The sequence below is a fragment of the Methylobacterium sp. E-046 genome (assembly GCF_022829625.1).
Lineage (GTDB): Bacteria > Pseudomonadota > Alphaproteobacteria > Rhizobiales > Beijerinckiaceae > Methylobacterium > Methylobacterium longum.
The window spans coordinates 1-26766 of record NZ_JAKSYP010000038.1 but is presented as its reverse complement, the minus strand read 5'-3'; the positions used below and the strand labels follow the sequence as shown (position 1 = coordinate 26766).

The following is a 26766-nucleotide window of genomic DNA, read 5'->3' as shown; positions in this document are numbered from 1 at the left end:
GTGAACAAGCCTCACGCAGAGGTCACCGGGGCTCTCTTCCTGCGTCTTCCGCGACCGTTTAGGGTGCGGCAAGGCGGGGGGCTCGCCGAACGAGGTAGGTGGCGAGACGAGGAATGACGCTGCACGCCAAGCTTGGCGCAGATGTCGGGCGGACCGATTCCCTGCGGATGGCGGACTTGGTCCGCCGATACGATTGGGCGTCGACCCCTTTGGGCAGGCGCGAGACGTGGCCGGCGGTCCTGCGCACCACGGTCGAGATGATGCTCGCGTCGCTGCACCCCATGTGCGTCATGTGGGGTCCCGGGCGCATCTTCCTCTACAACGACGGCTACGCGGAGATCCTCGGGGCGCGGCACCCGAGCGCGTTGGGCCTGCCGACCGAGGACGTGTGGCCGGAACTGTGGGACGAGCTCGCCCCGCTGATCGACCGGACCTTCCGCGGGGAGAGCTTCGCCTTCCGCGACCAGCCGCTGACGATGACGCGCAACGGCTTCGAGGAGCAGGTCTGGTACGATTTCGCCTATTCCCCCGTGCGCGACGAGCGGGGCGAGGTCGTCGGCCTGCTCAACGTGACCTCCGATTGCACGGCCCGGGTGAGCGCGCAGCGGCAGCGCGACGCGGCCATCGAACGGCTGCGGGCCGGCGAGGGGCGCCTGGCCGCCCTGGTCGAGGCCAGTTCGGACAGCCTCTACACGATGAGCCCCGACTGGCAGGAGATGCGCACCCTCCAGGGCCGCGGGTTCATCGCGAACGCCGACGCGCCGAGCGTGCGCTGGATGGACGGCTACCTGTTCCCGGAGGACCAAGCCGACGTTCGCGCCAGGATCGATGAGGCGGTCGCGCGCACGGAGCCCTTCGAGATGGAGCACCGGGTGCGCCTCGCCGACGGGAGCGCGGGCTGGATCTTCTCGCGGGCCATCCCGGTGAGGGACAAGGAGGGGCGCGTCACGGAATGGTTCGGCATGGCCGCCGACGTGACGGCGCGGCAAAGGGCTGTGGAGCAGCTGCGCGACAGCGAGGCCTTCATGCGCGGGGTGCTCGCCTCCTCCAACGACTGCATCAAGGTGCTCGACCTCGATGCCAAGCTCGCCTTCATGAGCGAAGGCGGAAAGCGCGTCATGGAGGTCTCGGATTTCAACGCCGTGGCCGGGTGCCCCTGGCCGAGTTTCTGGGAGGGGGCGGGCAATCTCGCCGCCAAGGGGGCCATCGCCGCGGCCCGGGCGGGGGTCGCCTCGAGCTTCCAGGGCTACTCCGACACGATGAAGGGCAATCGGCGGTACTGGGACGTACAGGTCTCGCCGATCATGGGGGCCGACGGGAAGCCGGAGCGCATCCTGTCGATCTCGCGCGACATCACCGACCTCAAGGTGGCGGAGGAAGCGCGCGCGCTGCTGGCCCAGGAACTGGCCCACCGCATGAAGAACTCGCTGGCCATGGTCCAGGCCATCGTCACCCAGACGCTGCGCCAAGCCAAATCCATGGAGGAAGGGCGCACGGCCGTGGGACAGCGCCTGTCGGCCCTCGGCCGGGCTCAGGACATCCTCACCCGCTCAAACTTCACCGAGGCCGACATCCACGACGTCATCGCGGCGGCCATCGACCCGCATCGCGTGACCGAGGACCGCATCTCATGGGCGGGCCCGCGCTTGATCCTCACCTCGCAGCAGGCGCTCGGGCTCTCGCTCGCGACCCATGAACTGGCGACCAACGCGGCCAAGTACGGCGCCCTCTCGAACGACACGGGGCGCGTCGCGATGACGTGGCGGGTGGAGGACGGAGCGTTCGCCTTCGAGTGGGTCGAGTCCGGCGGGCCCCCTGTCACCCCGCCCGGAAGCCGCGGCTTCGGCTCGAAGCTGATCGAGCGGATCGTGGCGTCCTACTTCGAGGGCGAGGGCCGCGTGGACTTCGATCCGTCCGGCATCAGGTTCAGGCTGACGGGCATGCCCGGCGGCGCGGTGGGTGAGGCGTGAGGGTTCGGGTCGCGTAAGATGGGACAATCATTCAACCCGGGCAGCATCGCCGTCCTCGTCGTGGAGGATGACGCCCTGCTGCGCGCCGAGGCGGTCGACCTCTGCATCGAGGCGGGCTTCACCGCCTACGAGGCGCGGAACGCCGACCAGGCCATCCGTATCCTCGAATGCCACTCCGAAATCCGCGTGCTGTTCACCGACATCGAGATGGAAGGGTCGATGGACGGCCTGAGGCTGGCGCATGCCGTCCGGGAGCGCTGGCCGCCGGTCGCCATCCTGATCACGTCGGGAAGGCGCAAGGTGATGAAGGAGGACCTGCCCGAGAACGGGCTCTTCTTCGCCAAGCCGTACCCGCCGGACGACATCGTGAAGGCCCTCAACGGCATCGCCGCGGAGATCACGCGCTAGCCGCCGAGGCTCGGGGCCATTGGCCGGGCCACGATCCGGCGACGGCCCGGTCGGGACATGTCCGCCCGGCACGGCGCGCGACGTTCCACCCGTCACAAACATCCCGGTTCGCGACGGCGCGCCCCAATCCCGAGACAGGCGAAGAAAGAAGGCCGCCCCGGGAGGGAGCGGCCTTCTTCCCGCGAGGCTGTTGCGAGGCGGCCCCCGGGGGTCCGCTCGCGCAGCTCAGGTTCGGCGATCGGATGGCTCCGATCAGTCGATGACCTCGACGATGCGGTGACCGCGATCGACCAGGACCGGCTGGTCGTTCACGATGGTGTAGCGATATCCCGGCCGCACCCGGTAATCGGTGGGGACGTCGTAGTAGGTCACGCTGTCCTCCGGCAGGACGGTGCCGACTTGGACCGGCCCGCCCCAGCTGTACGAGCGGGCACCCCGCTCGCGGACGTAGCTGCGGAAGCGCGGGCGGTCGTCGACGCCCAGGATGCCGCCGACCGTGCCGGTGGCCGCCCCGACCGCGCCGCCGACGATGCCGCCGACCGGGCCCGCCGCCGCCGATCCGGCCTCGGCCCCCTCGGCCGCGCCGCGCAGGGTGCCCTGCGCCTGCGCGGCCACCGGGAGGGCCAGGAGGCCCGCCGCCGCCACCGACAGGAGAAGCTTGTTGGTCATGGTCAAACCTCCAGGGACGTCAGAACGCGCGGGGCCGGGGGATCTCAGTTGCAGCCTTCCTTGTGGACGGTCTTGGAGTTGCCCATGCCGTCCTCCTTGTGGACGGTCTTGGAGCCGCAATCGACGCTGCCGGTGGTCACTTCGCGGCGCTCGACGACGCCCTCGCGCCGCTCGACGGAAACGCCCGGGCCGCTGTCGCGACGGATGACGGTGGTGTCCTCGGCGCTGGCCGGCACGGCCGCGCCGCACAGGGCAGCCAACAGGGCGCCGGACAATACGATGTTCCGCATGAGTAGCCTCCTGACTTCAATCGAAGGCAGTAACGGCAAGCGCCCAGAAGCGTTCCACTCAAAATTATACGAGCCGGACGGTAACGGCCGCGATGAAGGCCGGTCTTGAATGGGGACAATCGTTCGCCGCGGCGCCGGAGAGCTGCGGCGGACGCGCCGAGCGCTTCAGCCGGCGAAGGGCGGTACTCGGCGCCACCACGCGTGCGCCCGCTCATACTGGTGGGCCATGCGCAGCATCACGGCCTCGCCGAAGGGCCGCGCGGCGATCTGAAGGCCGATCGGAAGCCCGCGCCCGTCGAAGCCGCAGGGCAGCGCGATCGCCGGCAGGCCCGTGAGGTTGAACGGGTAGGTGAGGCGCCACGAGGCCGCCAGCACGCTCTCCGACCGGCCGGCGAGCGCCACGCTGGCCTCCTCCGTCCGCCACGCGGTCAGCGGCGAGGCCGGGCCGACGATCACGTCCGCCTCGGACAGGATCGCGGCCATCTCGGCCATGATCAGCGCCCGCACCTGCTCGGCCCGCAGGTAGTCCGGTCCGGTCACCAGCCGGCCCATCTCCACGAGGTCCCGGACGTCCTCGGCGAACCCCGCCGTGTGCCCCGCCGCGACGCTGCGGTCGTGATAGGCGGCCGAGGAGGCGAGTTCGATGGCGTAGATGGCGCCGAGCCCGTAGCGCAGGGACGGAACCGCCACGTCCCGGACCGTGCAGCCCTGCCCGGCGAAGAACCCGATCGCCGCCTCGACGGCGGCGCCGACCGCGCCGTCGAGCCCGTCGAAGAAGTGGTCGCGGATCACCGCCACCCGAAATCCGCGGATCGGCCGATCCAGTCCGGCCGCGACGGCGGCGACGGGCGCGGCGTGCGCCGCCGGGTCCCCGGGATCGGGACCGGCCAGGGCCTCGAGCAGCAGCGCCGCGTCGGCCACCGTCAGGGTCAGCGGCCCGGCATGGTCGAGGGACCAGGAATGCGGCACGATTCCCGACCGCCCGATCCGCCCGAAGGTCGGCTTGAGGCCGACCACGCCGCAGAGGGCGGCCGGGATGCGGATCGAGCCGCCGGTGTCCGAACCGAGGGCGGCGGGGCAGAGGCGGGCCGCGACCGCGGCGCCCGAGCCGCCGCTGGAGCCGCCGGGCACCCGGGCGAGGTCCCAGGGGTTGCGCGTCGGCGGCGAGACCATGCCCCAGGCGAATTCGTGCATGCGCAGCTTGCCGAGGATCACGGCGCCGGCGGCGCGCAGCCGCGCCACGCAGTGGCTGTCCTCCCGCGGGAAGGTCAGGGCGTCCACCGACGTGCCCGCCCGGGTGGGCAGGTCGGCCGTCGTGTAATTGTCCTTGATGGCGATCGGGATGCCGTGCAGCGGGCCGCGCGGGCCCGTGCGGGCGATCTCGGCATCGGCGGCGCGCGCCGCGTCGCGGACCGCGGGCGACACGCACACGAAGCTCTTCAGATCGCCGTCCAGCCGCGCGATCCGGTCCAGATAGGCGTCCACGAGCTCCGTGCTCGACAGCGTGCGCGCCGCGACCCGCCGGGCCAGCTCGGTGATCGGCCGTTGCCAGACGGCGTCAGTCATGGGGCACCGGCAGGGGCACGTCGCGGTAGGGCAGGCTCGGATCGAAGACGAGCGGCGGATGGATGTGCGCGAGATCGAGGGTGCGCAGCACCTCGATCTCGGCGAGCACCGGCGCGAACTGGGCCAGCAGATGCGCGATCCGCCCCGCCTCCTGGTGCAGGCCCATGACATCGCGGACCGGGTCGGGGACCGCCGGCGCCGCGCCCGGCCGCGTCCCGGGCGCTTCGAGGAGCATCGCCACGACGTCGTCCGGCAGAGCGCCGGCCGGGCCGTCCTTGCGCGGCATGCCGGCCACGAAGGGCACGAGCTGCCGGCGGGCGACCTCCAGGACGCGGCGCAGCTCCGCCACGGGGGCCCCGTGCTCGTCGACGCGCAGGTCGAGGAGCGGGTAATCCTCGCCGGCGACGAGCCGGAGCGCCGCCGATTGCTTGCCGCGCCTGTCGCCGCCCGCGGCGTCGCCCGCCTCGAGCGCCCGCATGAGCCGCTCGTCGAGGGCGCAGGCGGCGGCGTCCTCGAAGGCCAGGGCCATGGCGTCGATGACGCCGGGCCCGGCGAGCATGTTGCCCTGGACGGCGTAGCCCGATCCGGTGCGGTGCCCGGCGGCCGGCGTGCAGCCGGCGCCGGTCCAGGCCGCGCCGGCCCCGTGGGCGTCGACCAGCCCGACCTGGCGCAGGTCCGGCCGGTCGTCGGTGGCGAGCGCCGCCGCCAGCGCCGCGTCGGGCGCCTGCCCCCCGGCCAGCCCGTCGAGGATGCGGGCGGCGAGGTAGGGGTTCACCCAGGACTGGGTGGTGACGGCCCCGATCCCGGCCCTGAGGAACGGGCACAGCCCGCCCACCGCAGGGACGGCGCTCGCCACCGCGACGCCGAGATGGCCGGTCCGGGGGCAGCGGGCCGCGATCGAGAAGGTGTTGAGTTCCATCATGTCGGACACCGCCGCATTCAGACCGCGAGGTGGTCGATGACGCGCGCTTGCGCGTCCGGCGCCTTGGCGGCTCCGCTGTCGACGATCTCGCCGAGCTTCAGGACGGCGTAGCGGTCGGCGAGCGCCAGGGCGAAGGCGACGTGCTGCTCCACCACCAGCATGGACACGCCCGAATCCCGCTCGGCCTGGAGCACGCCACGCAGGCGCTCGACCATCGAGGGCTGCACGCCCTCGGAGATCTCGTCGATCAGCAGGAGGCGCGGGCGCAGCATCAGGGCGCGCCCGAGGATCAGCATCTTCTGCTCGCCCCCGGACAGGGTGCCGGCCCGCTGGGCGAGCCGGTCCTTCAGGAACGGGAAATGGCCGAACAGCCGCTCCAGCGCCTCCGGCAGCATCCGGTCGGAGGGCACCGCGAGGCGCAGGTTGTCGCGGATCGACAGGTCCTGGAACAGGGGCTGCTCCTGGGGGGCGTAGCCGACGCCCAGCGCCACGAGCCGGGCGGGCGACAGGCCGGCGAGGGCCTGGTCGCCGATCGTGATCTGGCCGCCGCGCAGGGCGACCATCCCCAGGATGGTCTTGAGCAGGGTGGTCTTGCCCATGCCGTTCTTGCCCAGCAGGGCGACGATCTCACCTCGCCCCACCGACAGGGACACGCCCTTCACGATCGAGACGGCCCCGTAGCCGCTCGACACGCCTTCCAGGGCGAGGGCGGCGCCCGCCGGTTCGATCCGCCGACCTGCCTGAGCCGCTGCCTCAGCCATGGGCCCCTCCCGAATAGATGGTCCGGACCAGCTCGGAGCCGACGACATCCTCGACGGTGCCGTCGAGGACGAGGCGGCCCTGATGCAGCACCACGATCCGCGAGGAGATCTCGCGCACGAAGTCGAGGTCGTGCTCGACCAGCACGGCGGCGATCCGGCCCCCGGCGGTGAGCGCCTTGAGCACGGTCCCGATGGTGGTGCGCTCGGCCTTGGTCAGCCCCGCGGTGGGCTCGTCGAGCAGGATCAGCCGGGGCTCCAGCGCCACCACCATGGCGAGTTCCAGCGCCTGCTTCTGGCCGTGCGACAGGAGCCGCGTCGGCCGGGTCAGCAGGCGGTCGAGGCCGGTCATGCGCAGGACGTCGAGGGCCGCCTGCGGCAGGCCCAGGGTCTCGGCCTGCCCGACCGGGTTCAGGCCGTCATGCGGCGCCCGGGCCAGCCGCAGGCAATCGGCCACCGACAGGCTCTCGAACACGCTCGCCACCTGGAACTTGCGCCCGACGCCGAGGCCGACGATCCGGTTCGGCGTCAGCCCGGTGATCGGGGTGCCGCCGACCGCGATGGCGCCCTTGAACGGCTCGGTGCCGTCGCTGAGGCAGCGCATCAGCGTGGTCTTGCCGGCGCCGTTGGGCCCGACGAGGCTGACGAGTTCGCCCGCCCGGATCTCCAGGTCGATGCCCTCCAGCACCGTGAGCGCGCCGTAGGCCTTGGCGAGGTTCTCGACCTTGAGGATCGGGATCCCGGTCCCGGTCGCCTCCGTCCCGGCCACCCGCGCGACGAGGCGCGGCGGCGCAGGCTCCCGCCGGCCCACCGGCAGCGCCCGCCAGAGGCGGCCCACGAGGTCGGCGAGGCCGCCGGGCAGCAGGATGATGATGGCCACGAAGGCCGTGCCCAGGAGGAGCTGCCAGAGGAAGGGCAGGTCGCCGGACAGGTTCGCCGCGAGGTAGTCGATCGCGATGGTGCCGAGCACCGGGCCGAGCAGGGTGCCGCGGCCGCCCAGCGCCACCCAGATCACAAGCTCGGTGCCGAACAGGAAGCCGGCATTCTCGGGCGCGACCACCCCCGAGGCGTTGGCGAACAGGAAGCCCGCGAGCCCCGCGATCCCGGCGAGCGCCGCGGTCAGCCGGATCTGCAGGCGCCGCGGGTTGAGGCCGAGATAGGCGCAGCGCGCCTCGTTGTCCCGGAGCGCCACGAGGGCGCGCCCGGCATCGGCCCGGACCAGGATCCAGGCCGCCAGGGTGACGACGATCAGGAACAGCGCCGCCAGACGGAAGTAGCCCTCGATCTCGAAGGGCAGCACGTCGAAGCCGACGAGGCCGCTGCTGGAGCCGGTCCATTCGCCGCCCGAGTAGATGAGCTGCACCACCACGATCGGGACGACGAGCGAGATCACCGAGGCGTAGAGCGGGGTCGAGCGGTGGTAGAAGGACAGCCAGCCGACCGCGAGGCCGAGGAGCGCCGGCGCGACGAGCGCCGCCGCGACCGCCGCGGCGATCCCCAGCGGCGTCGCCCCGTAGGCGGCCAGGATCATCGCGGTGGCGTAGGCGCCGATGCCGAAGAACGCCGCCTGCCCGAAGGTCAGGATCCCGGCGAAGCCCCAGAGCAGGTCCACCGTGACGGCCAGCACCGCGTAGATCATCGAGCGGGTCAGGACGTTGACCGCGAAGGTGTCGAGGAAGAGCGGCGCGATCCAGAGGGCCAGTGCCGCCAGGGCCGCGACCACGAAGGGCGCGGCGCGGGACAGGCGGCGTCCGGGCGCCGCGGCGGCGCGCTCGGTCACGGGCAGGGTCTCAAGCACGGGAGAAACCTTTCGGGCTGATCCGCAGCACCAGGGCGGCCAGGACCGCGATGGCGATGCTGCCCAGGATCGGGCTCACGAAGGTGCTGATCAGGACCTGCGCGGCCCCGAAGACGAGGCAGGCCGCCGCGAGCGCCAGGTACGAGGCGTCGGCGACCATCACCAGCATGAAGGCGCCGATCAGCCAGGAGACGCCCATGTTCGGATCGACGCTGGTGAGCGGCGTCAGCAGGACGCCGGCGAGGCCCGCGAAGCCGGCGCCGATCATGAACACGACGAGCCGCACGCGGCCGGTGTCGATGCCGAGGCTGCGCGCCAGGGTCTCGTTCATGATCACCGCCCGGGCCGAGAGGCCGAGCCGGGTCCGCTCGATGATCAGCGCGAACAGCGTGCCGATCGCCAGCGCGATGCCGAAGGCCACGAGGCGGTAGGCGGAGTAGTCGACGCCGAGGATCTCGACGGTGCCGGCGTAGAGGTTCGGGGTGAGCTGGACGTCCCGGCCGAAGGCCAGGGTGACGAGTTGCCCGACCACGATGCCGAGTCCCCAGGTGGCGAGGATCGCGTCCAGCGGCCTGCGGTAGAGCGGGCGGATGATGAAGTGCTCGGCGAGGCCGCCCAACGCCGCGCCGACCGCGAAGGCGAGCGGCAGCGCTGCCCACGGATTGAGTCCGAGCTTGGCGGTCACCACCGCGCAATAGGCGCCGACCGTCAGCCACGCCCCGTGGGCGAAGTTGATGATCTTGAGCACGCCGAAGATTGCCAGGAGGCCGATCGAGACGATGAACAGGATCGCCGCGGTGGTCAGGATGTCGAGGGTGAGCAGCATCGGGGCGGTCCGGGTGCGCGGGAACGGGAAGGCACGGCGGGCGACGATGCGCCCCCCTCCCCGCAGCGGGGGGAAAGCGACCCCGGCGTCGGCCGGGGTCGGGAGAGGGGCGCGACGTGGCCGGGAGAGACGTGGCCGGGAGGGATGCGACTCGCAGGGCGGGCGGAACCCGATCCTGCACCGTCGCCCCCTCCCCCGCGGAGGGGGAGGGCGATGCGCGGCGCCCTCAATCCCCTCCGGTCACGGCAGTTTCGGGCACTGCGCGCCGGGATCGACGTCCGTGAAGGTCCCGGCGACCTTCACGGTGCCGTCCTTCTGGATCTGGCCGAGATACATGGTCAGCGGCGCGTGGTGCTGCTTGCTCATGGTGATCGTGCCCCGCGGCCCGGTGACGCTCACCGTCGGCAGCGCCTCCAGCACCTTGGCGGTCTCGGTCCCGCCCGCCTTCTCGACGGCGGCCTTGTAGAGGTAGATCGCCTCGTATTCCGGCACCGAGAGGTCGTTCGGCGTGCGCAGCTCCGCGCCGAACTTCTTCTGCATCGCCGCCAGGAAGGCCTTGTTCTCCGGGCTGTCGATCCCGGTGACGTAGGAGGCCGAGAGGTAGACGCCCTCGGCGTCGGCGCCCATGCTCTTGGCGGTGCCCTCGTCCAGCGCGAGGTTGGCGAAGGGCAGGGTCACGCCCGCGCCGCGCAACTGCTTGGTCAGCGTCACGTTCGGCGCGCCGCCCGCCGTCGAGGTGATCAGCGCGTCGGGCTTGGCCTCCTTCAGCTTGGAGATGATCGCCGTCCAGTCGCTGCCGTCCATCGGCAGGTATTCCTCGCCCAGAACCTTGCCGCCGGTCTTCTCGACGTAGCTCTTGGCGAAGCCCAGCATGCCGCGGCCGAAGGCGTAGTCGCTGCCGATCAGGAAGTAGGTCTTGGCGCCCTTCGCCTTGAACGCGTCCACCACCGGCGGCACCTGCTGCTCCGGCACCCAGGCGTTCACGAACATGTTCCTGTTGCAGGAATGGCCCTCGTAGAACGACGTGTAGATGTACGGCACCTTCCCCTTCGTGACGGCGGGCAGGCCGGCGTTGCGGGCCGCGCTCGTCTCCATGGAGATCAGGACGTCGACCTTCTTCTGGTAGATCAGGCTGTCGAAGGCCTTCTGGGCGCCGGCCGCCCCGGAGGCGTCGTCGGCCACCTCCAGGACGAGCTTGCGGCCGAGCACGCCGCCCTTGGCGTTGATCTCCTCCACGGCGAGCTCGGCCGACTGCACCACCGAGGGGGCGACGACGCTGTTGGCGCCCGACAGGCCGATCGGGATGCCGATGACGATCGGCTTGCCGTCGGCGGCCTGCCCGGCCGTGGCGGCGAGGGCGAGCGCCGCGGCGCCGACGAGGGACCATTTCACCATGAACGAACTCCTTGGGACGGACAGGGGCGGGTGCGGATCTCGGCTCAGCCGTAGATGTCGGTGCGGCGGTCGCGCAGGAGCGAGTTGAACGCGTTCAGGTCCTTGCGGCCGGCCGCGTCGAGGTCGACCAGCGCCGACAGGATCTCGGTCCGGTCGCGGCTGGCCGGACCGGCCAGCGGCCAGCCCGTGGCGCCGATGATCAGGCTCTGGCCCTCGAAGGGCTGGCCGCGCTCGATTCCGACCCGGTCGGCGCAGGCGATGAAGAGCCCGTTCGTGTGGGCGGCGGCCCGGTGCAGGGTGTTGGCCATGGCGGCCTCGCCCTCGGGCTGGTCGGGCATCGGCACCCAGTTGGTGGGGATGCAGACGATCTCGGCCCCGCCCAGTGCCAGCCGCCGGAAGGTCTCGGGGAACCAGCCGTCGTAGCAGATGGCGACGCCGACCTTGCCGAGGGCCGTGTCGAAGACCGGGAAGCCGAGATCCCCCTTCGCGAAGAACACGTTCTCCCGGTCCCAGAGATGCGCCTTGCGGTAGGTGCCGATATAGCCCTCCGGCCCGACGATCACGGCGGCGTTGTAGAGGACGTCGCCGGCCGATTCCGCGATCCCCGCCACGATGTGGACGCCGAGTTCCGCGGCGAGCGCCGCCCAGGCCCGGGTGGTCGGGCCGTCCGGCACCGGTTCGGCCAGCGCGGCGGCCTCCGCGGCGGATTCGAACACGTAGCCGGTGCTGGCGAGTTCCGGCAGGACGATCAGCCGACCGCCCTCCGCGGCGGCCGCGCGGACGAGGTCCGATGCGCGCGCCACGTTGTCCGCGACCGCGCCGAGCTGCGGCTCGAACTGGATGCAGGACACCCGTATGGGCGGCCGTGCGGTCGCGTTCGCTGGGATCATGCGGGCTCCAAAACGCAAAAAGCCCCTGGACGCGGACGGTACGCCGCGGACCAGAGGCTCCAAAGCCGAGATGCGCTGCAGCAGCGCTGCAGCCGGGCAACCTTGCCCTATCCGAGGACGATACGCCTCAGGATACGGACCGCAAGGCCATATTTGCGGCACGCTGCCGCGATCAGGGCTTTTCGGCCAACGCGATGCGCAGGCCGAGACCGCTCATCGCCTCGTGGGCCGACACCACGCCCTCGGCGACGCTCGCCATCGGCACCCGGGACGCGGTGGCCCGATCCCGGAGCATCTTGTAGGCGGCATCCTCGTCGATCCGGTTCAGCTCCACGAGCAGCCGGACCGCCCTCTCGACGGTGCGGCGGCCCTTCATGGTCTCCTCCAGGCGGTTGATCTTGCTGGTGAGCCGTCCCTCGTAGCCGCGCCGGTAGCGCGCCAGGGCGAACTGGGTGAGCACGCCCCGCGGGTGGAGCGGCTTGTTCAGCACCCCGTGGGCGTTCACGTCGGCGATCGCCTTCAGCGAGGTCGGGCTCTCGTAGGCCACGATGGCGATGACGGCGGGCTCGGTCTCCTCGATCGAGGGCAGGAGGTGCATCACCTGCGCGTCGTCGAGCTGGATGAACAGCGTGTCGATCTCCGGCGGCAGGGCGGCCGGCGGCGGCCAGGCCAGGGAGACCGCGCAGCCGAGGCGCCGCAGCTGCTCGAGGAGCGCGGCGCCCTCCTCGTCCTTGGGGTGGATGACGAGGGCGCGGGCCCGTCTGAGGTCGTCCAGGATCTTGCGGGCTGAGGCGGTCACGCGGCGAGCCCCTCCTCCAGCCAGTTCGTCTCGAACCGGGACCACGCGAGGTAGGGGTCGGGCCGCACCGGCCGGCGCGCCCGCCAGACGACGTCGAATTGCCCGTCCGCACGGGCGACGCCGATGCCGGGGGTGAGCCAGAGGTGCCGCGTCTCGCCGTCGAAGGCGAGTTCGCCCTCCGGCGCCGCGAAGCGCTGCCGCAGGGCCGCCGCGCCGAGGCGCTCGGCATCGAGGGTGCCGGCCTCCGCCAGCGCCCGGGCGAAGAGGTGGACCTGCGCGTAGGCGGTCTCCGACCACATGCTGGTCGGGCGATCGAGCCCGAACCGGGCCTGGAAGGCCGTCACGAAGCGCCGGTTCTCCTCGGTCGCCAGGGCGCCGAAATACGGGGCGGCCAGGACATGGCCGGCGCAGTGTTCGGGGCCGATCGCCCGGATCTGCCCCTCCGCCATGGTCAGGCTGGCGATCGGGCAGCGGGCGCGGTCGATCCCGGATTCCGCGTAGGCCCGGTAGAGCCGCTCGGCGCCGCGCCCCACCACCGTGGAGAACACCGCATCCGGCGCGGCGCCACGGATCTCCGCGATCATGGCTGCGTGGGCCGCATCATCCGCGTCCAGCGGCGCGTAACGCTCGCCGACGATCGTCCCGCCCTTCGCCTCGATCAGGTCGCGCATGACCCGGTTCGACTCGCGCGGGTAGATGTAGTCGGAACCGATCACGAAGATCCGCGGGCCGTGCTCCTGCAGGAGGTAGTCGGCCAGGGCGAAGACGTTCTGGTTGAGGGTCGCGCCGGTGTAGATGATATTCTCCGAATACTCGAAGCCCTCGTAGATCGACGGATACCAGAGCAGGCCGTTGTGCCGCTCGACGGTCGAGAGCACCGACTTGCGGCTGGCCGAGAGCGAGCACCCGAAGACCACCTCGACCCCGTCCTCGGCGAGCATGCGCCGGGCGAGATTGCGGTAGGCGTCGTTGTCGCCCGCGGGGTCGTAGCAGACCGGTGCGATCGGACGTCCGAGGACACCGCCGGCCTGGTTGATCTCCTCGATGGCAAGTGCCGTGCCGAGGAAGTGCTCGGTCTCGGTGACGCCGCTCACCCCGCTGCGGGAGAACAGGACGCCGACCCGCCACGTCGCCTCATCCTTGACCGCCATGGTCCCTCCGGGCTCGCCGCAGGCCCCCGGGCGGCGGCTGCGTGACGAACCGTCCTACCCGACGGACAACCCCCGGTGGAAGCCGATAGAGTCGCGGCGGCGCGTCGGCGCCGTCCGGACGACGGTGGTCCGGCCCGGATCCGCCGCCTGGACGGCGCCGCGGCGGAGGAGGACCGGCAGATCGGGTGTTCGGGGCACGAAGCCGCCGGCACGGAGGCGGACGGATCCGGGTTCCATCGGGGCTCCGCGGGACGCTTGAACCAGGGCGCGGGAACCAGGGCGCGTCGACGAGGGCGCGTGACGACGCGTCGCGGCGGCAAGTCCGGCCGCAGGGCCGCGCCGCCGTTGCTCCGCTCCCCGGCAGGTCCGATCTTCAACGTCAGGATGTGCCACACCGGGCCCATCCGCGCCGGCCGAGGCCCGAAGCCGAGGCCCGTCGCCAAGGCCCGACGCCAAGGCATGAACCAGCGAGCGACGCCACACCCCTCCGAGCGCGGCCAGCCCGTCGAGGCGCTGGCCGGGACGATCGAGCGCGTCACCTTCCACAGCCCCGAGACCGGCTTCTGCGTGCTCAAGGTCCAGGCGCGCGGCAAGCGCGACCTCGTGCCGGTGATCGGCCACGCGCCGGCCATCGGGGCGGGCGAGTGGATCACCGCCACCGGCATCTGGCACACGGACCGTCAGCACGGCCTTCAGTTCAAGGCCGACACCCTCAAGGTCACGCCGCCGACCGGGATCGCCGGTATCGAGAAGTACCTCGCCTCGGGCCACATGCGCGGCATCGGCCCCGCCATGGCCAAGCGCATCGTGGCGGCCTTCGGGGAAGGCACGTTCGAGATCATCGAGGCCGAGCCCGGCCGCCTCACCGAGGTCGGCGGCATCGGGCCGAGGCGCGCCGCCCGCATCGTCGCCGGCTGGGCCGAGCAGAAGGCCGTGCGCGAGATCATGCTGTTCCTGCACGCCCACGGGGTCGGAACGGCGCGGGCGGTGCGGATCTTCAAGACCTACGGCCACGAGGCGATCGCGGTCATGACCGAGGATCCCTACCGGCTGGCGAAGGACATCCGGGGGATCGGCTTCAAGACCGCCGACGCGATCGCGATGAAGCTCGGGCTGGCCCCGGAGGCCCCGCAACGCCTGCGGGCCGGGATCTCCTTCGCGCTGCAGACCGCCACCGACGGGGGCCACTGCGCCCTGCCGGTGGCGGAGCTCGTCGCGCTGGCGGGGGAGCTGCTGGGCGTGGAGGCGCCCCTGATCCGCACGGCGCTGCTCGAGGTTCTGGAGACCGGCGCGGTCGTGCAGGACATCGTGGGCGACAAGGCCTGCATCTTCCTCGCAGGCCTGCACGCCGCCGAGCGCGCCATCGCCGAGAGGCTGCTCCGGCGGGCGACCGGCGCGCCGCCCTGGCCCGAGATCGACCTCGCCCGGGCCCTGCCCTGGGTGACCGAGAAGACCGGCAAGACGCTCTCGCCCTCGCAGGAAGAGGCGGTGCGGCGCGTGCTCGGCGCCAAGCTCGCGGTGGTGACGGGCGGGCCGGGGGTGGGCAAGACCTCGACCCTGGACACGATCCTGCGGATTCTGCGGGCGAAGGGCGTGCGGGTGCTGCTCGCCGCCCCCACCGGCCGGGCCGCCAAGCGCATGAGCGAGCAGACCGGGCTGGAGGCCAGGACGATCCACCGGCTGCTGGAGATCGACCCCAAGCACGGCGGCTTCTCGCGCAATGCGGAAAACCCCCTCCCCTGCGACCTCCTCGTCATCGACGAGACCTCGATGGTCGACGTGCCGCTGATGAACGCCCTGACCAAGGCGGTGCCCGAGCACGCGGCGCTGCTGCTGGTCGGCGACGTCGACCAGTTGCCCTCGGTCGGGCCGGGACAGGTGCTCGCCGACGTGATCGCCTCCGGCGCCGTGCCGGTGGCGCGGCTCACGGAGGTGTTCCGGCAGGCGGCCGAGAGCCGGATCGTCGTGAACGCCCACCGGATCAACGCGGGCCGGATGCCCGAGCCGGCCCCGCGCGGCGCGGAGAGCGACTTCCACCTCATCGCGATCGACGATCCCGAGCCGGCCGTCGAGACGCTGATCGAGGTGGTGACGCGGCGCATCCCGGCCCGCTTCGGCCTCGACCCGGTGCGCGACGTGCAGGTGCTCACCCCGATGCAGCGCGGCGTGCTCGGCGCGCGCAACCTCAACCACGCCCTCCAGGCGGTGCTGAACCCGAACCCGCCGGTCTCGGTGGAGCGGTTCGGCTGGCGCTTCTCCCCCGGGGACCGGGTGATGGAGAGCCAGAACGACTACGACCGCGAGGTCTTCAACGGCGACCTCGGCACCGTGGCGCGCATCGACGCCGACGAGGGCGCGGTGATCGTCGACTTCGAGGGGCGGGAGGTGATCTACCCCTACGGCGAGCTCGACACGCTGGTGCCGGCCTACGCCACCACCATCCACAAGTCGCAGGGCTCGGAATACCCGGCGGTGGTGATCCCGGTGGCCATGCAGCACTGGACCATGCTGGCGCGCAACCTCCTCTACACGGGCGTGACCCGTGGCAAGCGGCTGGTGGTGCTGCTCGGGCAGCGCAAGGCCGTGGCGGTGGCGGTCCGCGGCGGCACGATGAAGCCCCGCTGGACCAAGCTGCGGGAGTGGCTGGGCGGGTGAAGGCCCGGGCGCGGAAGGAGCCGCTTCTCGCCCTCCCCTCCGCGGGTGATGGCGCGGGGCGGATTCCGCCGTTCAGCCTCACGGGACCATCGACCCGCCGGCGGCCTTGAACGCCGGCGCTGCAGCACCAGCTAGGCCGTGCGAGGCCACGTCCTCCCTCCGCGCCTGCCAGCGCGCGGAGCACAAGCCCGGGACGGCCCGGCCCTTTCAGGAGGGCCGCCATGGCCTGGATCTGTCTCGTCGCCGCCGGCCTGCTGGAGGTCGCGTGGTCCTACGCGATGAAGCAATCCGACGGCTTCACCCGCCCCTGGCCGACCACCATCATGGTCGCCACGATGGTGGGCAGCGTCGGCCTCCTCGCCCTGTCCATGCGCACCCTCCCCCTCGGCACCGCCTACACGATCTGGACGGGCATCGGCGCCGTCGGCGCCTTCGCGGTGGGCGTCACGGTCCTGGGCGAGCAGGCCTCGCCCGCCCGGCTCGCCGCCGCCGGCCTGATCGTCGCCGGCCTCGTCACCATGAAGCTGGCGGGCGATGCCTGACGCGCCCAGGATCCGAACTATGACGCAGGACTAGACTGCGTATCTCCGAACTCACCGGCGACAACGCGGCGAGATTGGTAATTTTGTTCCTCCTGCTGTACGCAACAGGGGGGTCAGCGATCGAAGTCCGCCGGACAAAGAGGCTTCACGCTCCCCCCGGAGGACCCATGAACGAGATCGTCAAGCCCGACTCCCTGATCATGGCCGAGGCCCAGAGCCTGACCGAGACCTTCTTCGGGGGCTGCCCGCACGATTGCCCCGACACCTGCTCCATGCTGTTCGACGTCAAGGACGGCCAGCTCCAGGGCGTGCGCGGCAACCCGGACCACCCGATGACCCGCGGCGGTCTCTGCGTGAAGCTGAAGGATTACGAGAAGCGCCACTACCACCCGGATCGGCTGCTCTATCCAATGAAGCGGGTCGGCCCGAAGGGGTCGAAGCAGTTCGAGCGGATCACCTGGGGCGAGGCGCTGGACACCATCGTGTCGCGCTGGAAGGCGATCATCGACCAGTACGGTCCGCAGGCCATCGCGCCCTACAGCTACCTCGGCAACCAGGGGCTGGTGCACGGGCTGAACGGCGGCGATGCCTTCTTCAACCGGATGGGCGCCACCGTGACCGAGCGGACCTTCTGCGGTGAGGGCTCCTGCACGGCCTGGCTCCTCACCGTCGGGCCGACCGCCGGCCTCGACCCCGACAGCTACATCCACTCCAAGTACATCGTGATCTGGGCCTGCAACTCGGTCAGCACGAACCTGCACCACTGGGCCATCGTCAAGGACGCCCAGAAGAAGGGCGCCAAGGTCGTCGTGATCGACGCCTACGCGTCCCGCACCGCCAAGGCGGCCGACTGGCACATCGCCCCGAAGCCCGGCACCGACGGGGCGCTCGCCATGGCGCTGATCAACTCGATCATCGCGCAGGGGCTCGTCGACCAGGACTACGTCGACAACCACACGGTCGGCTTCGAGGAGCTGAAGGAGCGGGCCGCTCCCCGGACGCCCGAATGGGCCTCAGAGATCACCGGCGTGCCGGCCGACGACATCCGCACGCTGGCCCGCGAACTCGCGACGGCGCAGCCCGCCGCGATCCGCATGGGCGTGGCGCTGGAGCGCCACTACGGCGGCGGCCAGACCATCCGGGCCGTGACCTGCATTCCGGCGTTGACCGGCGCGTGGCGCCATGTCGGCGGCGGCGTCACGCAGTTCGGCGTGTGGGAGCACCCCTACAAGTTCGACGTGATGTGCCGGCCCGATCTGATCCCGGAGGGGACCCGCGTCGTCTCGAATCTGCAGATCGGCCGCGCGCTGACCGGCGAGATGCAGCTCGATCCGCCGATCATGTCCATGATGTGCTGGAACTCGAACCCCGTCACGCAGGCGCCCGAGACCGACAAGATCGTCGAAGGCCTGATGCGCGAGGACCTGTTCATGGTCTCGGCCGAGCACTTCATCTCGGACACGGCCTCCTACGCCGACATCCTGCTGCCGGCGACCATGGGCGCCGAGATGGAGGACATGATCCTCTCCTGGGGCCACCTCTACCTGACCTACAACACCAAGTGTGCGGAAGCCCCCGGCGAGGCGATCCCGAACAACGAGATCTTCCGGCAGCTCGCCGCCCGGCTCGGCTTCGAGGAAGAGAACTTCAAGTGGACCGATAGCGAGTGCTTGGAGCACTACGTCGATTGGAACGCCCCGGCCTGCGAGGGCATCGACCTCCAGTACATGCGCGAGCACGGCTTCGCGCGCCTGAAGGTCGGCACGCCGGACGACCGCGCGCCGCACCGGGAGGGGAACTTCCCGACGCCGACCGGCAAGTGCATGCTGAAGGTCGAGGGCGCCACCAACTTCGTCGCCCCGCCGTTCCGGCAGATGTACGAGGGTTTCCAGCCCGGCGAGGCGCTCGATCCGCTGCCCGACTACCTCGGCCCGCGCGAGAGCCATACGAACGACCCGGAGCTGGCCAAGCGCTTCCCGCTCAACATCGTCTCGCCCAAGAGCCACTACTTCCTGAACTCCTGCTACGCCAACATGGAGGACAAGCAGAAGGGTCAGGGCGAGCAGTTCGTGATGATCAACCAAGCCGATGCCGATGCCCGCGGCATCCGGGACGGCGACCGGGTGCAGGTCGCCAATGACCGCGGGGCCTTCAAGGGCGTGGCGCGCATCACCGACGACGTGAAGGCCGGCATCGTGGTGGCGACGCTGGGCTACTGGCGTCAGCTCAACGAGGGCACGGTCAACAGCATCTCGTCCGGCGCCTTCACCGACATGGGCCACGCGCCCTCGTTCTCCGACAACCTCGTCGAGGTGGCGCGGGCGAACTGAGCCGGCTCAGGGGGCGACCCGACGCGCCGGCCGGCTGACGAACCGGGAACCGGCCAGCAGGAAGCGCCACGGCGTCTCGGCGCCGCGGCTGATCCCGATGCGCCGGTCGCTCACCACCGCGGCCGGCGCGGCGCGGGGCTCGAACCGGAACGGCGCCCGCGCCAGCGGCGCCCCGTCCAGCGCGTCGGAGACGCCGAGGGCCTGGGCGAGGCGACCGGGCCCGGCGCAGAGCAGCCGCGGCGCCTCCGTGCCCCTTCGCGCCGCCATGGCGGTCAGGCCCTCCGTCGGCTCGAGCGCCCGGAGCAGCACCGCGCTGCCGGGCTCGCAGACGAGGTTCAGGCACCAGTGCATCCCGTAGGAGCGGTAGACGTAGGCGTGGGCCGGCGGCCCGAACATGCTGGCGTTGCGCCGGGTCGGCCCGGCGAAGCTGTGGGAGGCCGGATCGGTGCGGTCGTAGGCCTCGGTCTCGACGATGACCCCGCCCGCGTCGCCCACGAACAGCCGGGCGCCGATCAGCTCGGCGGCCACCGCGGCGGCGCTGCGGGCGAAGAAGGATTCCAGCATCGGCTTTCCGGGTTCGGGGCGGGGACCGGATCCCGCGCGGGAAGGCCGCCCGCGCCGAGTTCCGAACCGGGACGTGTGCATCCGGTCGGCCATGGGGAAGGGCAAGGCGGAACGTCTTCGGCGTCCCGAGGACCGGCCGGAGCGCGCGCACGAAGGGGCGAAGCGAAATAAATCGGACGCGGCCGAAGTCTTGCTGGTACGAGAGCCGGCCAACAGGCGGGCAAGCGGCCGATCCCAACGGACCTCCCAGCATGATGCGCACCCTACCGATCGCGCCGCTGCGTTCCGCCGAGCCCGGCGCGCCCGACCGCGCGGCCGCGCCCGTCTCCCGGGCGCGCGGCCTCCTGACCCTGCGCCGCCTCCGGCTGGGCAGCGGCCTCGTGCTGTTCGGCTACGTGCTGACCCACCTGATCAACCACGCGCTGGGCAACGTGTCCCTCGACGCCATGGAGGACGGCCTCGACGTCGTCACGGCCCTGTGGCTCAACCCCGTCGGCCTGTCGCTCCTGTACGGCGCGCTGCTGATCCACCTGCTGCTCGGGCTCCAGGCCCTCTACGCGGCCCGCTTCTTCCGCTGGCGGCCGTCCGAGACCCTGCAGCTCGTCTCCGGTCTGCTGATCCCGCCGCTGCTCATCAGCCACGTCGTCGGCACCCGGGTCTCCTTCGTCACCGAGGGGCTCGACAAGGGCTACGCGCAGGAACTCTACGCCTTCTGGGTGGCCTCGCCGCCGCTGGGCCTGATGCAGGTCGCCGTCCTGGTCGTCGCCTGGATCCACGGCTGCATGGGCCTGTATTTCTGGCTCCGGCTGAAATCCGCCTTCGGGCGCGCGGCACCCTGGCTGCTGGCGCTCGCCGTCCTGGTGCCGGTCCTGTCGCTGCTGGGCTTCGCGCAGGGCGGCCGGATGATCCTGACCCTGGCGCAGGACCCGGCGTGGCGGGCCGAGGCCCTGCGGCCCGTCCATGTCGGTCTGCCCGATCAGGTGGCGCGGCTCGTCGCCATCCGGAACGGGATGCTGGCCACCTATGCGGGGTTGGTGGCGGCGGTCGTCGCGGCCCGCGGCGCCCGGACGCTCGCCGAGGTCAAGCGCGGCACGGTCCGGCTCAGCTACCCGGACGGCCGGGTCGTGCGGGTGCCCCGGGGCACCAGCGTGCTGGACGCGAGCCGGCGCAACCGGATCCCCCATGCCAGCGTCTGCGGCGGACGCGGCCGGTGCTCGACCTGCCGGATCCGGGTGACCGACGGCAGTGACGGCGCGCCCAGCCCCGGCCGCACCGAGCGGGCCGTCCTGGAGCGCATCGGCGCCGGGCCGGGGGTACGCCTCGCCTGCCAGTTCCGGCCCGAGACCAACATGGCCGTGGTGCCGCTGCTGCCGCCGCAGCCCCGCGCCCGGCAGGCCGACCTCCTCGACCGGGCGCAGTCCGGCGAGGAGCGCTTCATCGTGGCGATGTTCGTGGATCTCCGCGGCTCGACGCGGCTCGCCGAGGAGCGCCTGCCCTACGACACGGTGTTCATCATCAACCGCTTCCTCGGCGCGGTGGGCGACGCCGTGCGGGAGGCCGGGGGCTCGACCAACCAGTTCCTCGGCGACGGGCTGCTCGCGCTCTTCGGCCTGGAGAGCGAGCCCGAGGCGGCGGCCCGGGACGCCCTGCGGGCGGTGGACCGCATCGCCGAGGCGGTCGACACCCTGAACGGCCTGCTCGCCGCCGACTTGGAGCACACCCTCCGGTACGGGATCGGCCTCCATGCCGGCCCGGCGATCGTCGGCGCGATGGGCGACGCCACCGATGCTCGCTTCACCGCGCTCGGCGACACCGTGAACGTCGCGTCCCGGCTCCAGGGGCTGACCAAGGGGCTGGGCTGCGTGGCCGTGGTGTCGGAGGCGGTCTACGCGGCGGCCCGCGTGGCGCCGGAGGCGATCCGGGACGTGGCGGTGGACGGCCGGTCCGAGGCCGTCCGGGTCAGCGCGCTGGGCAGCCTCTGAGGCGTCCGTCTTCGCGGGAGGTCCCGCCGTCCGGGGCCGCGCCTCAGGCCGGCCGCGACGCCCCGAGGCGCGGCGCCAGGGCCAGCATCAGCGGCACCACGGCGAGCGCCGTCCCGGCCGCCGCCACGGCCGCCCAGTGCGGGCCGGCCGCGTCCCCGAGCCTTCCGTAGAGCAGCGGCGCCGCGAGCGCGCTGCCGCCGAGCGTCCAGGTGTAGAACACCGCGAAGGCCCGCTCGACCCGGCCCCCCGGGGCCAGTTCCGGCACCGTCCCGTAGAGGACCGACGAGGTGCCGTTCAGCATCACGCCGAGCAGCGGCAGCAGGATCAGCCCGGGGATCAGCGGCAACACGATCACCGCCAGGATCGCGAGCGCCGTCCCGGTCTCGGTGACGATGACGGTCCGGGTCACGCCGAGGCGCTCCCCGAGGCGCCCGCACACGGCCTTGCCGAGCGCGCCGCCGACGAAGACCAGTGAGAGCGCGAGGCCCACCGTGGTCAGGGCCGCGCCCTTCTCCTGCAGCAGGAACGGCAGGTAGAGCAGGAAGGCCGGACGGGCGGCGTTGTCGAGCATCCCGATGGCGACGAGCAGCCGGAACCCCGTGGGACTCGTCGATCCCCCGGCGGCCCGATGGGGCGCCGGCCCGGCGGCCTTGCGGATTCCGCGTGACTCCGGCTCACGCGGGAGCAGGCGTCCGACCGCCGCCGCCACGACGACGCCCGCCCCGGCGATCACCCAGAGCGCGTGCCGCCACCCCGTCAGGGTCAGCAGGAGGCCGACCAGGGGCGGGACCGCCGCTTTCCCGAGATCGCCGGTGAAATTGTAGGTGCCGAGGGGGCCGCGGGCGCCGGGTCCGTAGGCCCGGGCGATCACCGCCGAGGCCAGGGGATGCTGGGTGCTGCTGCCGGCGCCGCCGAGCAGGAGGCCTATCCCGAGCCCGACGAGGCCGCCCGAGGCGCCCGCGACCGCGTAGCCGGCCGCGCTGAGGCCGGTGCCGAGCACCAGCACGGTGCGGGCCCCCCAGGCCTGGGCGAGACGGCTCGCCGGCATCTGCAGCGCCGCCAGGGCGCCGTTGTAGAGGGAGCGCAGGAACGCGAGGGCGACGTAGTCGAGGCCGAACTCCGCCTGCCAGACCGGCAGCAGCACGTAGATCAGGTCCGTGTAGCCGTCGTGCAGGGCGTGATTGACCCCGGCGGCCACCAGGGTGCGCCGGGCCTCCGGCAGGGGGACGTGTTCGGAAGACGCGGTCGGAACGGACGCGACGGACATCCAGCCATCCTTCGTGGTAGCACGCCAGGATGGCGACCTGGTGCGTGGCTGACAAACGACTTATGCTGACGCTCGCGTGAGGAAACCTGACCCATGCACCGTCGCCTGCCGCCGCTCAACGCCGTCAAAGCCTTCGAGGCGGCGGCCCGGCACGGGAGCTTCACCCGGGCGGCGGAGGAGCTGCTCGTCACCCACGGCGCGGTCAGCCGGCACGTGCAGATGCTGGAAGGCTGGCTCGGGGTGCCCCTGTTCGAGCGCCACAACCGGCGCGTGGTCCTCACCGAGGCGGGCAGCGCCTACGCCATCGAGATCGGGGCCGGCCTCGACCGCATCGCCCTGGCCACCGCCCGCCAGGCCGAGCGCGGCCGGCCGCGCCTGCTGCACGTGAACGCGCTGGCCACCTTCACGCTGCGCTGGCTGATCCCGCGCCTGTCCGGATTCCAGGTGGCCAACCCGGCGATCGAGGTGCGGCTGACGACCTCGAACGTGCCCCTGGCGCAGCTCGCGGACCCGTTCGATGTCGCGATCCGCGGCGGGCCGGACAGCCGCCCGGGCCACCGCGCGGAGCCGTTCCTGTCCGAGCGGCGCATCCCCGTCTGCAGCCCGGCGCTGCGGCGGCGCCGTCCCCTCGACCGGCCCGAGGATCTCCGGCAGCACACGCTGCTGCACGCCGCGACGCTCCCGCGGGTCTGGCCGGACTGGCTGCGGGCGGCGGGCGTGCCGGAGCTGGAGCCGCAGGCCACGGTGACGCTGGAGCACTTCTACCTGACCCTTCAGGCCGCCCTCGACGGGCTCGGGGTCGCCATGGGTCCCGAGCGGCTGATCGCCGACGACGTGGCGGCCGGCCGCCTGACCCTGCCCTTCGCGGGTCCCGCCCTGCCGGCGCGGAGCTACTACACCTACGTCCCTGAGCCGCGCGCGGAGGACCCCGCGGTCCGCGCCTTCTGCGGCTGGCTCGCGGAGGCGGCGCGGCGGCCGTGAGGCAAGGAGCGCCGACGCGCCTTCGGGGATGGCGCGCCGCCTCCGCCCGGCGCAGGGATCGGATTCGGAACGCCCCCGACCGCGTCCGGGTTGGCGTGAGACGCTTCTGCCGAAGGTGACCGCATGGCGCGCAAGCGTCTCCGCCCGACGATCGAGAGCCTGATCGACTCCTTAGGCCGGCTCGGCCTCTCGCCGGACACGGTCGACCTCGACCGGCTGCTCGTCCATCTCGAACTGCCCGATTACGGCGCCGAGGTGGAGGACGACCGCGTCGCCCGCGCCGTGCGCGAGATGCAGGCGGCCCGCGCCTTCGCGGAGGCCGGCATTCCGGCGATCCGGACGGCGATCCCCAGCCTCCGGGCCGTGGTCACCAAGGACCACCGCATCACCTGGCTGATCCGGACCGAGATCCCGCTCCTCGACAGCGGCCGCCTGGACCTGCGGCTCGACATGGCCCCCGAGCCGGAGGCGGCCGAGATCCTCGCCCGCATGGCGGCCCGGAACGACCCGGCTCACCGCCTGGAGGCCCTGCGCGACGCCGTGGCGCGCACCGCGCTCCAGGCCACCCGCGCCCTGCACAAGCCGGTCGACCGGCTGCGGGCGCAGCTCCTCGTCGACCTGCGCGAGGTCGGGGCGGACGCCGCCGCCTACATCGCCCACATGGACCGGTCGCTCCGGTCCCGGGTGTTCACCTACTGCCCGAAGCTCGCCCGCGCCCTCAACGACACGCTGACGCCGGTGCGCCGCCACGCCAAGGCGGTGGCCCGCGAGGGCTCGCGCCTGCGCCGCCTGCGCGATCAGGTCGGTTTCGGCGCCTATATCGAGCGCTTCACCGCCGCCCGGCGCCTCAACCGGAAAATCCTGTTCCACATGGGGCCGACCAATTCCGGCAAGACCTACGCGGCGCTCCAGCACCTGACGGCGGCCGAGACCGGCGCCTACCTCGCGCCGCTCCGGCTCCTGGCGCTGGAGAACTACGAGACCCTGCGCGAGCGGGGGCTGCGCGCCGGCATGATCACCGGCGAGGAGGTGCTGGGCGAGGCCAACCCCACCCACACGGCGCGCACCATCGAGACCGCCGACCTGACGCGCCCCATCGACGTCGCGGTGATCGACGAGATCCAGATGCTGTCGGATCCCGATCGCGGCTGGGCCTGGACCAACGCCCTGTTCGGCGTCGCCGCCCGCACCGTGATCGTCTGCGGCTCCGACGACGCGCTCTCGTATGTCCGCCGCGCCGCCGAGGCCGCCAACGAGTCCCTGGAGGTCATCCCCTTCACCCGGAAATCACCGCTCCTGCTCTTGGAGGAGCCGGTGCCCCTGGAGAAGGTCGAGGCCGGCGACGCCGTCGTGGCCTTCTCCCGCCGGGCCGTGCACGAGAACCGCGAGATCCTCGTCGCCCGCGGCCACCGGGTGGCGACGATCTACGGCGCCCTGTCGCCGGAGGTCCGCCGCGCCGAGGCCGCGCGCTTCCGCTCCGGCGAGGCCGACGTGCTGGTCACCACCGACGCGATCGGCATGGGCCTGAACCTCGGGCCGCTCAAGCGGATCGTGTTCTCGGCGGTGCGCAAGTGGGACGGGACCGCCGAGCGGGCGCTGACCCATTCCGAGATCCGGCAGATCGCCGGCCGGGCGGGCCGCTACGGCCACCAGGATGTCGGCTACGTGGCGGCGACCGACCCGTACGCCGCGGAGCCGATCCGCACGGCGCTCTCGGGCGCCCCGACGGCGCCCGCGGCCGACACGCGCTTCTTCGTCCGCCCGGATCTCGGGGCGATCCGCTCGGTGGCGGAGGAGATGCGCACGCACAGCCTGTACGAGGTGCTGACCCACTTCGCCCGCGCGACCTTCTACGCCGGCTCGCCGTTTCAGCCCTCGGCCCTGGAGGAGGTGCTGGAGGTCGCCCGCACGGTCGACCGGGCGCGGCTGCCGATCGAGGAGAAGTTCGCCTTCTCGGTCTGCCCGATCGACCGGCGCGACGAGATCGCCATGGGCCTGCTGGAGCGCTGGTGCCAGGCGCGGGCCGCCGGCCTCACGGTCCCGGCGCTGCGCGGCAACCTCGCGGGCGAGCTCGACTACCAAGAGCGGACCGTGAAGCTCGCCAGCGCCTATCTGTGGCTGTCGCGCCGCTTCCCCGAGACCTTCGACGACGTGGACGCCATCCGCCACATGCGCGGGCGGGCCAACGACGCCATTGAGCAGCACCTGCGCGAGACTGCCACCCGCAAGGCCGAGCGCCGGAGCCGGCGGACCGGCGGGGCGCGCTGAGGGTCAGGCAAAAAAAGAGCCGGCCCGCGGGACGCGGACCGGCTTCAGGGAAGGTGTCGGTGCCGGGGGCAGGCCGTGGACCCCGACCTTCCGGTTATGAGATCTTTCCCCGCATACCGCGCCAGACTCCGGTACAGCCAAAGACGGCCGTCGATTCTTAGATCATCCGTCGCCGTCGTTTGTACTCGCCGGTTCTTCAGCCCAGCTTGCGCGACGGCCCTGTTCGCCCTGCCGTTCGCCGAGACCCGTCCACGACACGTCCACGAGATCACGACGGACACGTGAAGGATTGGGAGGACGTGACCGAGTCCGGCCACCCATGGCCGCTCCCGTTCGGCCCTCGGCCTTCCACGATTTCGCTTCGGCCTGCGCCTTCAGGATCTCCTCTTAGGAAAGCTGAGCGCTTACCCGTCGTAGCGCGTCCGATGCGTTCGGATGGTGCCGTGCCGCCGCCAAGGTCCAGGATATTGAGCGCACCGATCTGACCCAGCGTGGCGGCCTTCTCGCAGTAGGCCAGCGCTTTGAACGGCACGGGGCGGGCCAGACAGCGGACAGCAAAAAGCCCGCCATTCCATGGGAACGACGGGCTTGTGTTTGGTTGCGGGGACAGGATTTGAACCTGTGACCTTCAGGTTATGAGCCTGACGAGCTACCGGGCTGCTCCACCCCGCGCCAAGTCTGTGCGGCTGGTCCCGGGTGCGGCGCGGGCTGGGGTGCAGCGGGCGCGGTATCCGG

21 protein-coding genes and 1 tRNA gene are annotated in these 26766 nt (G+C 72.0%); 8 read left to right on the top strand and 14 right to left on the bottom strand.

Annotation, left to right across the window (positions count from 1 at the left end; translation table 11 throughout):
• The first annotated feature begins 113 nt into the window (after positions 1-113).
• On the top strand, positions 114-1970 hold the full coding sequence (locus MKK82_RS01830; RefSeq protein ID WP_238291638.1) for a PAS domain-containing sensor histidine kinase: 1857 nt from the start codon (positions 114-116) through the stop codon (positions 1968-1970).
• 18 nt (positions 1971-1988) lie between these two features.
• Positions 1989-2378, top strand: a complete 390-nt coding sequence (locus MKK82_RS01825; protein ID WP_238291636.1) for a response regulator — start codon at positions 1989-1991, stop codon at positions 2376-2378.
• A gap of 252 nt (positions 2379-2630) precedes the next feature.
• On the opposite strand, the gene MKK82_RS01820 is transcribed toward MKK82_RS01825, so the two are convergent.
• The 11 genes from MKK82_RS01820 to MKK82_RS01770 all read right to left on the bottom strand — a co-directional run bounded on the left by MKK82_RS01820 (position 2631) and on the right by MKK82_RS01770 (position 13442).
• The gene (locus tag MKK82_RS01820) at positions 2631-3047 is read right to left on the bottom strand and encodes a DUF1236 domain-containing protein (RefSeq protein WP_238291635.1); all 417 of its coding nucleotides are present in this window, start codon (positions 3045-3047) and stop codon (positions 2631-2633) included.
• A gap of 44 nt (positions 3048-3091) precedes the next feature.
• The gene (locus MKK82_RS01815; RefSeq protein ID WP_238291634.1) at positions 3092-3337 is read right to left on the bottom strand and encodes a hypothetical protein; all 246 of its coding nucleotides are present in this window, start codon (positions 3335-3337) and stop codon (positions 3092-3094) included.
• 165 nt (positions 3338-3502) lie between these two features.
• Positions 3503-4903 (bottom strand): amidase, encoded by a 1401-nt coding sequence (locus MKK82_RS01810; RefSeq protein ID WP_243984462.1) that lies wholly within the window; start codon positions 4901-4903, stop codon positions 3503-3505.
• On the bottom strand, positions 4896-5825 hold the full coding sequence (locus MKK82_RS01805) for a DUF1028 domain-containing protein (RefSeq protein ID WP_238291651.1): 930 nt from the start codon (positions 5823-5825) through the stop codon (positions 4896-4898). The genes MKK82_RS01810 and MKK82_RS01805 overlap by 8 nt, the downstream gene beginning before the upstream one ends.
• Positions 5826-5842: 17 nt before the next feature.
• Positions 5843-6586: an ABC transporter ATP-binding protein gene (locus MKK82_RS01800; RefSeq protein ID WP_238291632.1), complete on the bottom strand. Its 744-nt coding sequence runs from the start codon at positions 6584-6586 to the stop codon at positions 5843-5845.
• Positions 6579-8381, bottom strand: coding sequence for an ABC transporter permease subunit (locus MKK82_RS01795; protein ID WP_238291631.1), 1803 nt, complete (start codon positions 8379-8381; stop codon positions 6579-6581). The genes MKK82_RS01800 and MKK82_RS01795 overlap by 8 nt, the downstream gene beginning before the upstream one ends.
• Positions 8374-9207 (bottom strand): branched-chain amino acid ABC transporter permease, encoded by an 834-nt coding sequence (locus MKK82_RS01790; protein WP_238291630.1) that lies wholly within the window; start codon positions 9205-9207, stop codon positions 8374-8376. The genes MKK82_RS01795 and MKK82_RS01790 overlap by 8 nt, the downstream gene beginning before the upstream one ends.
• 240 nt (positions 9208-9447) lie before the next feature.
• A complete protein-coding gene (locus MKK82_RS01785; protein ID WP_238291629.1) occupies positions 9448-10602 on the bottom strand; it encodes a substrate-binding protein in 1155 nt (384 codons plus the stop codon).
• Between the two features lie 44 nt (positions 10603-10646).
• Positions 10647-11492 carry a nitrilase family protein gene (locus MKK82_RS01780; protein ID WP_238291628.1) on the bottom strand — a complete coding sequence of 282 codons (846 nt, stop codon included), beginning with the start codon at positions 11490-11492 and terminating at the stop codon, positions 10647-10649.
• A 172-nt stretch (positions 11493-11664) separates the two neighbouring features.
• Positions 11665-12291 carry an ANTAR domain-containing response regulator gene (locus MKK82_RS01775; RefSeq protein WP_238291627.1) on the bottom strand — a complete coding sequence of 209 codons (627 nt, stop codon included), beginning with the start codon at positions 12289-12291 and terminating at the stop codon, positions 11665-11667.
• Entirely contained in the window at positions 12288-13442 is a 1155-nt protein-coding gene (locus MKK82_RS01770; RefSeq protein WP_238291626.1) for a transporter substrate-binding domain-containing protein, read from the bottom strand. The genes MKK82_RS01775 and MKK82_RS01770 overlap by 4 nt, the downstream gene beginning before the upstream one ends.
• Positions 13443-13901: 459 nt before the next feature.
• On the opposite strand from MKK82_RS01770, the gene MKK82_RS01765 reads away from it, so the two are divergent.
• The 3 genes from MKK82_RS01765 (at position 13902) to MKK82_RS01755 (ending at position 18969) form a co-directional block, all read left to right on the top strand.
• Positions 13902-16097, top strand: coding sequence for an ATP-dependent RecD-like DNA helicase (locus tag MKK82_RS01765; protein ID WP_238291625.1), 2196 nt, complete (start codon positions 13902-13904; stop codon positions 16095-16097).
• A 221-nt stretch (positions 16098-16318) separates the two neighbouring features.
• Complete coding sequence (locus tag MKK82_RS01760; RefSeq protein ID WP_238291624.1) at positions 16319-16639, top strand: DMT family transporter; 321 nt, start codon at positions 16319-16321, stop codon at positions 16637-16639.
• A gap of 167 nt (positions 16640-16806) precedes the next feature.
• The gene (locus MKK82_RS01755; protein WP_238291622.1) at positions 16807-18969 is read left to right on the top strand and encodes a molybdopterin-dependent oxidoreductase; all 2163 of its coding nucleotides are present in this window, start codon (positions 16807-16809) and stop codon (positions 18967-18969) included.
• A 6-nt stretch (positions 18970-18975) separates the two neighbouring features.
• Here the strand turns inward: MKK82_RS01755 and MKK82_RS01750 are convergent, their stop codons facing one another.
• Entirely contained in the window at positions 18976-19533 is a 558-nt protein-coding gene (locus MKK82_RS01750) for a DNA-3-methyladenine glycosylase (protein WP_238291621.1), read from the bottom strand.
• A gap of 251 nt (positions 19534-19784) precedes the next feature.
• On the opposite strand from MKK82_RS01750, the gene MKK82_RS01745 reads away from it, so the two are divergent.
• Positions 19785-21515: an adenylate/guanylate cyclase domain-containing protein gene (locus tag MKK82_RS01745; protein ID WP_238291620.1), complete on the top strand. Its 1731-nt coding sequence runs from the start codon at positions 19785-19787 to the stop codon at positions 21513-21515.
• Positions 21516-21558: 43 nt separating this feature from the next.
• Here the strand turns inward: MKK82_RS01745 and MKK82_RS01740 are convergent, their stop codons facing one another.
• Positions 21559-22782 (bottom strand): MFS transporter, encoded by a 1224-nt coding sequence (locus tag MKK82_RS01740; protein ID WP_238291619.1) that lies wholly within the window; start codon positions 22780-22782, stop codon positions 21559-21561.
• A gap of 93 nt (positions 22783-22875) precedes the next feature.
• Here MKK82_RS01740 and gcvA point away from each other — a divergent pair, with 93 nt between their 5' ends.
• Positions 22876-23763, top strand: a complete 888-nt coding sequence (gene gcvA / locus MKK82_RS01735; RefSeq protein ID WP_238291618.1) for a transcriptional regulator GcvA — start codon at positions 22876-22878, stop codon at positions 23761-23763.
• A gap of 123 nt (positions 23764-23886) precedes the next feature.
• Entirely contained in the window at positions 23887-26031 is a 2145-nt protein-coding gene (locus MKK82_RS01730; protein ID WP_243984460.1) for a helicase-related protein, read from the top strand.
• Between the two features lie 595 nt (positions 26032-26626).
• Here the strand turns inward: MKK82_RS01730 and MKK82_RS01725 are convergent.
• Positions 26627-26703 (bottom strand) — tRNA-Met (locus MKK82_RS01725).
• Between the last annotated feature and the right edge of the window lie 63 nt (positions 26704-26766).